Genomic DNA, 13,960 nt, shown 5'->3' with positions numbered 1-13,960 from the left:
AGGAGAGCGGGACCAGGTAGGGGCGGCAGCCCAGCGGGAAGGAGAGGTCGCCGGTGTGCACGTCGTACACCGGGTCGAAGCCGCGCCAGGACCCGACCGCCGCACAGACATCGGATGAAAAGGTCTGGCGAAGCCCTGGTTACCAGGTCGTGGAGACCGTCTGGAAGTGACCGGCCGCGTTGGCCGGATGCTGCGCCGGTGCTCGCTGTCCACCATCGAGAAGGAGGACCATGAAACGCCTGCGAACCGCCGCTCTCACGGCCGTCGCACTCACCGCCGCCACCCTCACCGCCGTGCCGGCGGCCGTCGCCCCGCCGGCCGTCGCGGTCCCCGCCGCCGTCGCGCGTGGCGCCGCGTCACGGCCGGCGGCCGCCACCGACTGGTCCACCGCGGTCGTCGACTCCACCATGGCCCGCTACACCCCCGCCACCATCGGCGGCTGGTCCTACCCCGTAGGTCTCTACCTCTACGGCCAGTACCTCACCTACCGGCGCACCCACGACCCCCGTTACCTCACCTACATCAAGAACTACGTGGACCGGTTCGTGAAGAGCGACGGCTCGATCGACCAGTCCTTCAACAGCCTGGACAGCATGCAGGCCGGCCGGCTCCTGGTGGTCCTGCACCACGAGACGGGCCAGGACCGCTACCGCAAGGCGGCCAAGACGATCCGCGACCGGCTGAACACCTATCCGCGCACGAGCGACGGCGGCTTCTGGCATGCCGACACCAGCAGTCGTGCCCACCAGCTCTGGGCGGACGGCACCTACATGGTGAACCCGTTCCTCGTGGAGTACGGCAAGGAGTTCGGCGACAGCGCGTACACCGACGACGAGGCGGCGAAGCAGCTGTACGTCTACGGCAGTCATCTGCAGGTTGCGAACGGGCTGCTCAAGCACGCCTACGACGAGTCGAAGACCGCGAGTTGGGCCGATCCGGGGACCGGGCTCGCTCCCGAGCACTGGTGCCGTGCCGTCGGCTGGTACTCCATGGCGATCGTCAATGTCCTGGACGCGATTCCGGCGGACCAGACCCGGCGCCCCCAACTCCTGTCCATCTTCCGCAAGCTGGCCGCCGGTCTGGAGAAGTACCAGGATCCGGCGACCGGGCGCTGGTTCCAGGTGATGGACAAGGGTGACCGGTCCGACGACTGGACCGAGACCTCCTGCTCCAGCATGTTCACCTACGCCCTGTCCCGCGGCGTCCAGCAGGGCTACCTCGACCCGCATTACGCCGCCGTCGCGCGCCGCGGCTACCAGGGCGTGCTGGCGAAGCTCTCGGTCGGCTCCGACGGCCGCACCAACCTCGCCGACATCTCCGTCGGCACCAACGTCGGCGACTACGCGTACTACGTCGCACGTGACCGGGCCACCAACGACTTCCACGGTCTGGGCGCCTTCCTGATCATGAACGAACAACTGCGAGGTGATTAGTGTCATGAGCACGTCTAGAAGGGCACTGCTGGGCGCGGCGATCGCGGGTGCGGCCGGGGCGACGCTGGGCCTGCCCGCCACCGCCCACGCCGCCTCCTGGCAGCAGAAGTGGGCTCCTTCCGCGAGCAGCGACGGCCTCGGCGCCTTCGAGACGGTCGAGGACGACCGCGCCGACTCGCACCCCGCCGGGCATCCGCACATCTTCGCCACCGGCGACAACTGGCGCTTCAACATGCACATGGTGGACCGGGACACCTCGACCGACCGCCAGCGCCAGGAGGTCACGGGGCTGCGCACGAGCTCCAGCAACTACCTCAAGTGGAACGAGGGCCAGACCTGGCGGGTCACCTACTCGATGTACATCCCGAGCTCGCTGAAGGCGACCACCACCTTCACCCACATCATGCAGATGAAGCAGCCCGGCAGCGGCACCTCCCCGATCGTCACGCAGTCGCTGCGCCGTGTGAACGGCAAGCAGACCATCGAGCTGAACCTCGCCACCGACGGCATCATCGTCGGCCGTACCGACCTCGACCCGCTGCACGACAAATGGACCGATGTCGACTTCCAGATCAAGGTCGGCAACGGCTCGGCGGGTTCGGTCCGCTGGATCCTCAAGTCCGGTGGTGCCACGGTGATCGACGTCTCGAAGAGCGGCGTGGACACCTTCCTCGCGGACCGGGTGCGCCCCAAGTGGGGCATCTACCGCTCCCTCGGTGACACCTCCGGGTCCCTGCAGGACACCTACCTCCTGCTCACCAAACTCCGTGGCTACCAACTGGTGTGAGGAGTCGCCACATGAAACCCCCCACCGGTCCGGCCCGCCGAGCGGCGGCCGTCATCCTCTTCGTGGTGGCGGTGGTCCTCGGCCTCACCCACCCCGCGGCCCTCGCCGCCCCGCACACCGCCGCCCGCGCCGCCGCCGAGTTCAACGTGCGTGACTACGGCGCCAAGGGCGACGGCTCCACCAACGACAGCCCGGCCATCGACAAGGCGATCACCGCGGCGAACGCGGCCGGCGGCGGCACCGTCCGCTTCCCCTCCGGTACTTACAAGTCCAAGAACACCCTTCACATGAAGAGCCATGTGACGCTCCAGCTCGACAAGGGCGCCACCCTGCAGGGCTCCAGCGCGGACACCTACGACAAGGCCGAGTCCAACCGGTACGACTCCTACCAGGACTACGGGCACAGCCACTTCCACGACGCGATGATCTACGGCGACAAGCTCACCGACATCGGTTTCGTCGGCCAGGGCGTCATCGACGGCGCGGGCAACCTGATCACCGGCAACCCCAAGTCGGGCGAGGCCGACAAGATCATCTCGCTGACCAGGTGCGACGGGCTCACCATCGGCGACGGTCTCACCCTCCGCCGCGGCGGCCACTTCGCGGCCCTCATCAACGGCTGCACCAACGTGACCTCCGACCACCTCACGATCGACACCGCGAGCGACCGCGACGGCTGGAACGTCATCTCCACGACCAACGCCACGATCACCAACGCCACCATCCACGCCAACGACGACGCGCTGGTGTTCAAGAGCGACTACGCGCTCGGCGCCAAGCTGCCCAGCGGTCATGTGCGGGTGAGTGATTCGCTTCTCGGCGCCAAGTGCTGCAACGCCCTGATGTTCGGCTCGGAGACCTGCGGGGACTTCTCGGACTACCAGTTCGAGAACATCCGTATCGACGGCGCCGACAAGTCCGGCCTCGGCATGGTCTCCATGGACGGCTCGAAGATCTCCGACGTCCACTACCGCGACATCACGATGACGAACGTGCACTCACCGATCATGGAGAAGATCGGCACCCGCAAACGCTGCGGCAACAGCCCCGGGGTCGGGTCGATCAGCGACGTCACGTACGACAACATCACCGCGACCGGCAACAGCCCCTCCTTCAGCCCGACCCTGTGGGGCGAGAGCGGCCACCGCATCAGCGGCGTCACCTTCGACCACGTCAACATCACGGTCCCCGGCGGCAACGGCACCATGTCCACCGGCGTGCCGAGCAACGACCCGAACGACTACAACCCCAAGGCCATCGGCACCCGCCCGGCCTACGGCTGGTACCTGCACAACGCCGACCACGTCCAGTTCACCGACAGCGGCGTCACGTTCGCCGCGGACGACGGGCGGCCGGCGGTCATCGCCAACGCGGCCAGTGACATCCGCCTCACCCGCTTCACCGCCCAGAAGGGCGGCGACTCCCCGTACGACGTCGGGCTCCAGGACGTCACGGGCGCCTGTGTGACAGACAGTCACAACACCTCGGGCGGCGCGCTCCGGGTCTCCGGCGGCCAGGACTGCTCCGGTGCGGCCGTGAAGCCGCTCGACCTGGAGAACCCCCGGCAGGACTTCCTGCGCGCCTCCGTCGGCGGCCTCTTCCTGCACTGGGGCCTGCGCACCGCGCCCGCCCACACCAGCTGCACCGCCTGGGAGAACGACGTCACGAGCGGCGGCTGGACCCCCGACTACTGGGTGAACGAGGCCCAGAAGCTGCACACCCAGTACCTGGTCCTCGCCACCTTCCACAGCCGCCTCGGCTACGCCCGCCCCTGGCCGTCGAAGATCCCGGGCTCCTGCTCCACCAAGCGGGACTTCCTCGGCGAACTGATCACCGCCGCCAAGGCCAAGGGCATGAAGGTCATCCTCTACATGACCAACGACCCCCAGTGGCACGACGAGGGCGGCCACGAGTGGCTCGACTCGGCCGCCTACTCCGCCTACAAGGGCAAGAACGTCGACCTGACCACCAACGACGGCTTCGGCCAGTTCAGTTACGACAACTTCTTCGAGGTCATGGACCGCTACCCCGACCTCGGCGGCTTCTGGATCGACAACGACAACTCCTACTGGGAGAGCCACAACCTCTACCAGCAGATCTACGACAAGCGCCCGAACTACACGCTCAGCAACAACAACGAAGACACGCCGATCATGGACATGATCAGCAATGAGCAGAAGACGGGGATGACCCCGGCCTACGACTACCCGCAGGCCGTCTACACCGCCCAACCCCGCCTGACCGAGGCGGACTTCAAGCTGCCCTCGACCGGTGCCTGGTGGTACGACGGATCCGATCCGACCGTCGACAAGATGCTCACCCTCGGCCGTCTCGTCACCAACGTGGGCTCCTCGGTGAAGGCCCTGATGGCCGAGACCGCCCAGGTGAACGGCAAGTTCCCGGCGAACCAGGCCGCCTTCAACAACTTCGCGAACTCCTACCTCGACCCCGTCTGGGAGTCCCTGCACGGGACCGAGGGCGGCGGCTACATGTACGGCGGCCTCAAACCGGGCTTCTGGAACGACGGCGCGCACGGCGTCACGACGATCGCCAAGGACGACCCGAACCGCCAGTACATCCATGTCCTGACCCCGCCCAGCACCAGCACGCTGCGCGTGCGGGACAACGGCTACCGCATCGCCTCGGTCACCAACCTCCGCACGGGAGCGGCGGTCTCGTGGTCGCAGTCCGGCGGCGTCCTCACCCTGAACGGTCTCGGCAACTGGGACCCGTACGACACGGTCTTCAAGGTCACGACAGCCGGCCGTCAGGGCATCCTCACCGGCGTCAAGGTCAGCGCGAGCGCCTCCGCGAGCGGGCACGGCGCGTCGGCGGCAGGCGACGGTGACTACCTCACCTACTGGGACAACAACAAGACCCTGCCGGTGAACCTCACCTTCGACCTCGGCTCGGCCAAGAAGGTGCAGTACCTCGGGCTCAACCAGCGCGAGGACTCGGTGGCCTACGCCCGTTCGGACACCGAGCAGTCCGCGCGGATCAAGGACTACAAGGTGTTCGTGAGCAATGACGGCACCACCTGGGGGAACGCGGTCAAGTCCGGCCAGCTGCCCAGCCGCCGCGGCATGCAGGGCATCGACCTCACCGCCACCACCGCCCGTTACGTCCGCCTGGAGGTGGACACCACCTGGGCCGCCGCCACCGACACCACCCGCTACCAGCGACTGCGGGTCGACGAGGCGTGGATCGGCACGTCGTACGCCACACCCGCGAACGGGGGACAGTCATGATCCGGTTCAGATCGCTCACGGCCGCGGTGGCGGGCCTGCTCGTCGCCGCGGCGGTGCCGCTCATGGGGACCGCCCACCCGGCGGCCGCCTCCGACAACGGCCAGTCCGTCCGGCCCGCCATGGGCTGGTCCAGCTGGAGCTTCGTGCGCCGCTGGCCGACCGAGGCGAAGATCAAGGCGCAGGCCGACGCACTGGTCTCCAGCGGTCTGAAGGACCACGGCTTCGTCTACGTCAACCTCGACGACTTCTGGCAGAAGTGCGACAGCAACGGCTTCTCCGTGGACAGCTACGGCCGTTGGGCCGTCGACACGAGCAAGTTCCCCGACGGCATCAAGGGGCTGGCCGACTACGTCCACTCCAAAGGGCTGAAGTTCGGCTTCTACGTCACCCCGGGCATCGCGAAGAACGCCGTCACCAAGAACACGCCGATCGAGGGAACCTCGTACCACGCGAAGGACATCGCGGACACGTCCACGACCGAGAAGAACTACAACTGCAAGAACATGTACGCCATCGACTACTCCAAGCCGGGCGCGCAGGAGTTCGTCAACTCCTGGGCCAGGCAGTTCGCGTCCTGGGGGGTCGACTACCTGAAGATCGACGGGGTGGGCAGCGCCGACATCGCCGACGTCCAGGCCTGGGACAAGGCGCTGCGGGCGAGCGGACGGCCCATCAACTTCGCCCTGTCCAACAACCTGCCGATCGCCGACGCCGCCACCTGGCGGAAACTGGCGAACAGCTGGCGCACCCAGGGCGACGTCGAGTGCTACTGCGGGCCGGGGAGCAACGGCAGCGGCTATCCGCTGACCGACTGGTCCCACGTCTCCAAGCGCTTCGACTCGGCCGCCTCCTGGCAGCAGTACGCCGGGCCCGGCGGCTGGAACGACCTGGACTCGCTGGAGATCGGCAACGGCGACCAGGTGGGCCTGACGGCCGACCAGCGCCGCTCGCACTTCACGCTGTGGTCGATGGCGGCGGCCCCGCTGCTGCTCGGCACCGACCTCACCCAGCTCGACTCCGTCGACAAGGCGATGCTGACCAACGACCGGCTGATCGGCGTCGACCAGGACGGCGTCGCCGCCAAGCGGATCGTGAACAGTGGTGTCCAACAGGTCTGGAGCAAGGAGGAGAGCGACGGGCAGTACGTCGTCGCCTTGTTCAACACCGGGACCTCGGGCAACGCCACGGTCAGCGTGAACTGGTCGCAGGTCGGCTTCAGCGGCTCCGGTGACGTGACCGACCTCTGGTCCGGATCCCACAAGGGCGTGATCGCCGACTCGTACAGCGCGACCCTGCGCCCGGGCGAGACCAGGCTCATCCGGGTCAAGCCCGTCACCTCCCTCAAGGCGGCGGCCGCTTCGCCCGGGTTCGCCGTCGCCCCCTACGAGTACCTCGGCTGGGGCAGCCCACAGAACCCCACGTCCGTGATGTCCGCGACCGGGGTCAAGTGGTTCACCCTCGCCTTCATCCTCTCCGACGGCACCTGCAACCCGAAGTGGGACGGCTCCCGCCCGCTGACGGGAGGCAGCGACCAGTCCACGATCAACGCGATCAGAGCGGCAGGCGGTGACGTCGTCGTCTCCGTCGGCGGCTGGAGCGGGAACAAGCTCGGCGAGAAGTGCTCCAGCGCCTCCGCGCTCGCCGGCGCCTACCAGAAGGTGATCAACGCCTACAAGCTGAAGGCGCTCGACATCGACATCGAGAACACCGAGTGGTCCAACGCGACCGTGCGGCAGCGGGTCGTCGACGCGCTGAAGACGGTGAAGGCGAACAACCCGGGCCTGAAGACCGTCATCACCTTCGGCACCACCTCCAGCGGTCCCGACTCCACCGGCACCGACATGATCAAGCGGGCCGCGAACTCCGGGCTGGCGAACGACGTCTGGTGCATCATGCCGTTCGACTTCGGCGGCGGCACCACGAACATGGGCAGCCTCACCACCAAGGCCATGGAAGGCCTCAAGGCGCAGGTGAAGTCGGCGTACGGCTACAGCGACGCCACCGCCTACACGCACATCGGGCTCTCGTCGATGAACGGCAAGACCGACGACTCCGGTGAGCAGGTCCGGGTGGCCGACTTCAAGACCATGCTCGCCTACGCCCAGCAGCACCACATCGGGCGGCTCACCTACTGGGCCGTCAACCGCGACCGGGCCTGCGGCTCGGGCACCGACGGCGATGCCTGCAGCGGCGTGTCGCAGCAGCCGTACGACTACCTCAAGGTCTTCACCCAGTACACGGGCTGAGGGGAACATCCGTGAACATCAGAAGAGTTCTGCCGTACGGCGTCGCGGCCGCCCTGGCGCTGCCGCTCGCCGGTCTCGGCCAGGGCACCGCGCTCGCCGCCACCGACTACCAGGCCGAGGACGCGACGATCTCCCAGGGCACCGTCGCCACCAACCACACCGGATACACCGGCACCGGCTTCGTCGACTACACCAACGTCACGGGCTCCTACGTGGAGTTCACGGTGAGCGCGGCCGCCGCCGGCACCTCCGCCCTCACCCTGCGCTACGCCAACGGGACGTCCGCCGACCGGCCGATGGACATCTCCGTCAACGGCACCGTGGTGGCCTCCGGCGTGTCCTTCCCGGCCACCGCCGACTGGAACACCTGGGTCACCAAGACCGTCAACGTCCCGCTGACCGCGGGCACCGACAAGATCCGGGCCACCGCCACCACCGACAACGGCGGCCCGAACCTCGACCGCGTCAGCCTCGACGCGGCCGCCGACACCCAGGCCCCGACCCGCCCCGGACAGCCCAGCTGCTCCGACGTCGGAGCCGACGCGCTCACCCTGGCCTGGGGCGCGGCCACGGACAACGTGGGGGTGAGCGCGTACGACATCTACGAGCACGGCAACAAGATCAGCGAGGCGCCCGGGAGTTCGACCTCCAAGACGCTGACCGGACTCACCCCGAACACCGACTACAACCTCACGGTGATCGCCCGCGACGCGGCCGGCAACACCTCGCTCGCCAGCCCGGTCGTCGACTGCACCACCAAACCCAGCTCCGACACCACCCCGCCGAGCAAGCCGGGCACGCTGACCGCGAGCAACGTCACCGCGAACAGCGCCGATCTGAAGTGGGGCGCCTCGACCGACGACACGGCGGTCGTCGCCTACGACGTGCGCAGCGACACCACCGTCTACGACACGGTCACCAGCGGCACCTCGACCACGCTCACCGGGCTCGCCTGCAACAGCCCGTACAGCCTGAACGTCGTCGCCCGGGACGCGGCAGGCAACGTCTCGGAGGCCAGTGACACCGTCACCTTCACCACGAAGGCGTGCGCGACCGACGGCGGAGTCCCGTCCTCGATCGCGACACTCTCCAGCGGCTGGACCATCCCCTGGGGCACCTACTGGATGCCCGACGGCAAGACCGCCCTGGTCACCGAGCGGGACGACTTCAAGGTCTTCAAGCTCACCAAGGACGGCACCAGGACCCAGGTCGGCACCGTCCCGAACGCCGTCACCACCAACGGCGAGGGCGGACTGCTGGGAGTCGCCGTCGACCCCAAGTGGGACACCAACCACTACGTGTACTTCATGCACACCGCCTCCGAGGGCAACCGGGTCGTGCGCATGACCTACGACGGCACCAAGCTCAGCGACTACAAGATCCTGCTCCAGGGCATCAAGAAGAACCGCTACCACAACGGCGGACGGCTCCTCTTCGGCCCCGACGGCTACCTGTACGTCTCGACGGGGGAGGCCCAGACCCCGGACCTGGCGCAGGACAAGAACTCCCTGAACGGCAAGATCCTGCGCATGACGACGGACGGCAAACCGGCCCCCGGCAACCCGTTCGGCAACTACGTCTACAGCCTCGGCCACCGCAACCCGCAGGGCCTCGCCTTCGACCGGAGCGGGCGGCTGTGGGAGGCCGAGTTCGGCAACAGCTCCAAGGACGAACTCAACCTCATCAAGCCCGGCGCCAACTACGGCTGGCCCACCTGCGAAGGCACCTGTTCCGTCGCGGGCATGACCAACCCGAAGGCCACCTGGGACGTCTCCGAGGCCTCCCCGAGCGGCATCGCCATCGTCCGCAACGTCGTCTACATGGCGTCCCTGCGCGGCGAACGGCTGTGGCGCATCCCGATCAACGGCGACAACGAGAGCGTCGGCACCCCGACGGCGTACTACGTCGGAACCTACGGCCGGCTGCGGACCGTGACCAAGGTGCCGGGCGCCGACCAGCTGTGGCTGTCCACCACCAACTGCGACAACAACGGCAACCAGCCGGACGGATCCGACAAGATCTTCCGCATCGACATCAAGTGACGGTTCGTCAGGCCCGGTAGAGGGCCTCGACCTCGTTGGCGTAGGCGTTCTCGATCGCCTTGCGCTTGAGCTTCAACGACGGGGTCAGCAGACCGTGTTCCTCGGTGAACGGCTGCGCGAGGATACGGAAGGTACGGATCGACTCGGCCTGCGAGACCAGGGTGTTGGCGGCCACCACCGCGCGCCGCACCTCGGTCTCCAGGTCGGCGTCGCGCACCAGCTGGGCCGGGGACATCTGCGGCTTGCCCCGCATGGTCAGCCAGTGCTCGACCGCCTCGGTGTCGAGGGTCACCAGGGCGGCGATGTAGGGGCGGTCGTTTCCGACGACGATGCACTGGTTGACCAGCGGGTGGTCACGGACCCGCTCCTCCAGCACCCCCGGAGAGACGCTCTTGCCGCCGGAGGTCACCAGGATCTCCTTCTTGCGGCCGGTGATGGTGAGATAGCCGTCCTCGTCGAGGGAGCCCAGGTCGCCGGTGGCGAGCCAGCCGTCGTGCAGGGTGGCGTCGGTGGCCTTCTGGTTGTTGAGGTAGCCCTGGAAGACGTTGCCGCCGTGCAGCCAGATCTCCCCGTCGTCCGCGATGTGCACGGTGCCACCGGGGATGGCCTGGCCGACCGTGCCGTACCGGGTGCGCTCGGGAGGATTGATGGTCGCGGCGGCCGTCGACTCGGTCAGACCGTAGCCCTCGTAGATCTGCACGCCCGCCCCGGCGAAGAACAGGCCGAGTCTGCGGTCCATGGCCGAGCCGCCGGACACGGCGTTGCGGATCCGGCCGCCCAGTGCGGCGCGCACCTTGGAGTAGACGAGCTTGTCGAAGAGCTGGTGCTGCATGCGCAGCCCTGCCGACGGGCCGGGGCCGGTGCCCCACGCCTTCGCCTCGACCGCGTCCGCGTACTTCACCGCGAGTTCGACCGCCTTCTCGAACGGTCCGCCCTTGCCCTCCTTCTCCGCCTTGCGCCGCGCCGCGTTGAACACCTTCTCGAAGATGTACGGCACGGCCACCACGAAGGTCGGCTTGAACGCGGCCAGATCGGGCAGCAGCACGGCCGCGCTCAGCTGGGGCTGGTGGCCGAAGCGGACGCCGTGCCGGATCGCGGCCACCTCGACCAGCCGACCGAGGACGTGCGCCAGCGGCAGGAACAGCAGCGTCGAGACCTCTTCGTTCTTCTTCGAATGGAACACCGGCTCCCAGCGGCCGACGACCGTGTCCGCCTCGTACATGAAGTTCCCGTGCGAGATCACACAGCCCTTCGGGCGGCCCGTGGTGCCCGAGGTGTAGATGATCGTGGCGACCGAGTCCGGGGTGACCGCCTGCCGGTGCCGGTGGACGACCTCGTCCTCCAGGTGCGCGCCCGCGTCGTACAGCTCCTGCACCGCGCCCTCGTCCAGCTGCCACAGCTGGCGCAGCTGCGGCAGCCGGTCGATGACCGTGGCGATCGTCATCGCGTGGTCCTCGTGCTCCACGATCGCGGCCGTGCACTCGGAGTCGTACAGCATCCAGAAGCACTGCTCGGCCGACGAGGTCGGGTAGACCGGCACCACCTGGGCGCCGATCGTCCACAGCGCGAAGTCGAACAGGGTCCACTCGTAGCGGGTGCGGGACATGATCGCGACGCGGTCGCCGAACCGGATGCCGCGCGCCAGCAGCCCCTTGGCGAGCGCCAGCACCTCGTCGCGGAACTCGGCGGAGGTCACGTCGCGCCACTGCCCGAGCTCGTCCTTGCGGCCCAGGGCGGTGTGCAGCGGGTCCGTCCGGGCATGCTCGAACACCCAGTCGGCCAGTCCGCCGACCGGCGGTGCCGACGCCGACGGCGGGTTGGTGAACTCGCGCAAACCCCGCTCCCCGCTTCTCGCTCCACAGTGACGGTAGTGACGCTCCGCACAGCGCCGTGAAAGCTACCCCACCGCAAGACCGGGCGGGAGGGTATGCGAAAACGAGCATTGCTCTCGTATGGTCGTGTTCCTGTCCGGAAAATACGCTCATATGGGGAGGGGGCGGACAGAACACCCACGGTGCAGTAGGTGTCGCCGCCGTAATCTCCACCGAATCTGTACGACCCGGTTACCGCCCCCGTCCGGTTACCGGCGAGTCGGCCGCGGGTGCCACGGCACCCTCTGATGACAGCGCCGTCCCGCCCGATTCCGTCACTGCCCTAGGGGCGTCGCAGGCGGGCCCCACTCGTCAGGATCGCGGCCGCCAGCGCGTCGGCCGCACCCTGCGCGGGTGAGCGTCCCTGGCCGTGCACGAGTACGAAGTCGACCCGGCCCAGTTCGGGCAGGCCCGCCCGGTCGGGGACACGGAACAGACCCGGTGGGATCAGGCCCCTCGAATGGGCCATCACGCCCAGGCCCGCCCGCGCCGCGGCGATCAGGCCGTTGAGACTGCCGCTGGTGCAGACGACGCGCCACTCGCGGCCCTGGCGTTCCAGCGCCTCCAGGGCCAGGGCGCGGGTGATGCCCGGCGGCGGATAGACGATCAGCGGGACCGGGCGGTCGGGTTCCAGGCGCAGCCGTTCCGCGCCGATCCACACCAGGTCGTCGTGCCACACCGGGTCGCCCAGCGGATCCTCCGCCCGCCGCTTGGCCAGCACCAGGTCCAGTTTTCCGGCGGCCAGCTGCTCGTGCAGGGTGCCCGAGAGCTCCACCGTCAGTTCCAGGTCGACCTCGGGGTGGTCGTAGCGGAAGCCCTCCAGGATCTCCGGCAGCCGGGTCAGCACGAAGTCCTCCGACGCGCCGAAGCGGAGCCGGCCCCGCACCCGGGTGCCGGTGAAGAACGCCGCCGCCTGCTCGTGCACCTCCAGGATCCGGCGGGCGAAGCCGAGCATCGCCTCGCCGTCCTCGGTCAGCTCGACGGAGTGGGTGTCGCGGGAGAACAGCTGCCGACCGGCCGCGTCCTCCAGTCTGCGCACGTGCTGGCTGACCGTCGACTGGCGCAGTCCCAGGCGGCGGGCCGCCTGGGTGAAGCTGAGCGTGCGGGCCACCGCCAAAAAGGTGCGCAGGTGTGAGGGGTCATACACTCGAACATGTTATCGCGGAACGTGATGACAGTCAGAGTGGTATGCCGGATTCCCGATCACCTCCCGGAGGAGGACGATGGAGAGGGCCCCTCCGGCCCGCGGATAACCCGGCCGCAGCGGCCGCCGTGAGAACCTGACCGACCCGTAAGTGGAGCACCGTGAAACGCCTGAGCCGGCCCCGTCGGATGCCGATCGACCCGTACGTCCTGCTGCTGCTCGGGACGGTGTGCCTCGCCGCGCTCCTCCCGGCCCGGGGGACGGCCGCCGACGTGGCCTCCGGCGCCTCCACGGCGGCGATCGCCTTCCTCTTCTTCCTCTACGGCGCCCGCCTCTCCACCCGCGAGGCCGTCGACGGACTGCGGCACTGGCGCCTCCACGTCACGGTGCTGGCCTGCACCTTCGTGCTCTTTCCCGTGCTCGGTCTGGCCGCCCGCGGCCTCGTGCCCGTACTCCTCACCCAGCCGCTCTACCAGGGCCTCCTCTTCCTGACCCTGGTGCCCTCCACCATCCAGTCGTCGATCGCGTTCACCTCGATCGCCCGCGGCAACGTGCCCGCCGCGATCTGCGCCGGCTCCTTCTCCTCGCTCGTCGGCATCGTCCTGACCCCGCTGCTCGCCGCCGCCCTGCTCGGCAACAGCGGGGGTGGGTTCTCCGCGGACTCGATCGTCAAGATCGTGCTCCAGCTGCTGGTGCCGTTCGTCGCCGGGCAACTGCTGCGTCCCTGGATCGGCGAGTTCGTCAAACGGCACAAGAAGGTCCTCGGCCTGGTGGACCGCGGCTCCATCCTGCTCGTCGTCTACACCGCGTTCAGCGAGGGCATGGTCAAGGGCATCTGGCACCAGGTCAGCGCCGTCCGGCTGGGCGGGCTGCTCGTGGTGGAGGCCGCACTGCTCGCGGTGATGCTCCTGGTGACCTGGTACGGCGCCAAGGCGCTCGGCTTCGCCCGCGCGGACCGCGTCGCCATCCAGTTCGCCGGGTCCAAGAAGTCCCTCGCCTCCGGGCTGCCCATGGCGAGCGTGCTGTTCGGCGCCCACGCCTCGCTGGCCGTGCTGCCCCTGATGCTCTTCCACCAGATGCAGCTCATGGTCTGCGCGGTCATCGCCAAGCGCCGCGCCCACGACCCGCAGGCCCAGGAGCAGCCCGCGCCCCCGGCCGGCCCGGCGGACCGGTCACGGCCGACGGCGGC

The 13,960-nt window shown here is 68.5% G+C and carries 8 protein-coding genes; 6 read left to right on the top strand and 2 right to left on the bottom strand.

What is annotated here, in order from left to right; genetic code table 11:
* Positions 1-230: 230 nt before the first annotated feature.
* Genes ABZ646_RS24530 through ABZ646_RS24510 form a run of 5 tightly spaced genes read left to right on the top strand, consistent with a single transcriptional unit; the run spans position 231 to position 9,756 of the window.
* Positions 231-1,433, top strand: a complete 1,203-nt coding sequence (locus ABZ646_RS24530) for a glycoside hydrolase family 88 protein (RefSeq protein ID WP_360522696.1) — start codon at positions 231-233, stop codon at positions 1,431-1,433.
* Positions 1,434-1,437: 4 nt separating this feature from the next.
* Positions 1,438-2,220 (top strand): heparin lyase I family protein, encoded by a 783-nt coding sequence (locus ABZ646_RS24525; protein WP_360522693.1) that lies wholly within the window; start codon positions 1,438-1,440, stop codon positions 2,218-2,220.
* Positions 2,221-2,231: 11 nt separating this feature from the next.
* Positions 2,232-5,468, top strand: coding sequence for a glycosyl hydrolase family 28 protein (locus ABZ646_RS24520; RefSeq protein ID WP_360522690.1), 3,237 nt, complete (start codon positions 2,232-2,234; stop codon positions 5,466-5,468).
* Positions 5,465-7,714, top strand: a complete 2,250-nt coding sequence (locus ABZ646_RS24515) for an alpha-galactosidase (RefSeq protein ID WP_360522687.1) — start codon at positions 5,465-5,467, stop codon at positions 7,712-7,714. The genes ABZ646_RS24520 and ABZ646_RS24515 overlap by 4 nt, the downstream gene beginning before the upstream one ends.
* An 11-nt stretch (positions 7,715-7,725) precedes the next feature.
* On the top strand, positions 7,726-9,756 hold the full coding sequence (locus ABZ646_RS24510; protein ID WP_360522684.1) for a PQQ-dependent sugar dehydrogenase: 2,031 nt from the start codon (positions 7,726-7,728) through the stop codon (positions 9,754-9,756).
* Positions 9,757-9,763: 7 nt separating this feature from the next.
* Here the strand turns inward: ABZ646_RS24510 and ABZ646_RS24505 are convergent, their stop codons facing one another.
* Together ABZ646_RS24505 and ABZ646_RS24500 are read right to left on the bottom strand one after the other, a co-directional pair.
* Positions 9,764-11,590, bottom strand: coding sequence for an AMP-dependent synthetase/ligase (locus tag ABZ646_RS24505; RefSeq protein ID WP_360522681.1), 1,827 nt, complete (start codon positions 11,588-11,590; stop codon positions 9,764-9,766).
* A 320-nt stretch (positions 11,591-11,910) separates the two neighbouring features.
* Positions 11,911-12,774 (bottom strand): LysR substrate-binding domain-containing protein, encoded by an 864-nt coding sequence (locus ABZ646_RS24500; protein WP_360522678.1) that lies wholly within the window; start codon positions 12,772-12,774, stop codon positions 11,911-11,913.
* 185 nt (positions 12,775-12,959) lie between these two features.
* Here ABZ646_RS24500 and ABZ646_RS24495 point away from each other — a divergent pair.
* On the top strand, positions 12,960-13,960 hold a 1,001-nt coding region (locus ABZ646_RS24495), incomplete at its 3' end, for a bile acid:sodium symporter family protein (RefSeq protein ID WP_360522699.1).

The sequence above is a fragment of the Streptomyces sp. NPDC007162 genome (assembly GCF_040634175.1).
Taxonomy (GTDB): Bacteria; Actinomycetota; Actinomycetes; order Streptomycetales; family Streptomycetaceae; genus Streptomyces.
The sequence above is the reverse complement of the archived record's forward strand: the minus strand, read 5'-3'. Positions and strand labels throughout refer to the sequence as shown.

Bases quoted from the DNA above. Each gene is read 5' to 3' on its own strand.
- ABZ646_RS24530 (WP_360522696.1), top strand. From the start codon at position 231: ATGAAACGCCTGCGAACCGCCGCTCTCACGGCCGTCGCACTCACCGCC.
- ABZ646_RS24515 (WP_360522687.1), top strand. From the start codon at position 5,465: ATGATCCGGTTCAGATCGCTCACGGCCGCGGTGGCGGGCCTGCTCGTC.
- ABZ646_RS24525 (WP_360522693.1), top strand. From the start codon at position 1,438: ATGAGCACGTCTAGAAGGGCACTGCTGGGCGCGGCGATCGCGGGTGCG.
- ABZ646_RS24520 (WP_360522690.1), top strand. From the start codon at position 2,232: ATGAAACCCCCCACCGGTCCGGCCCGCCGAGCGGCGGCCGTCATCCTC.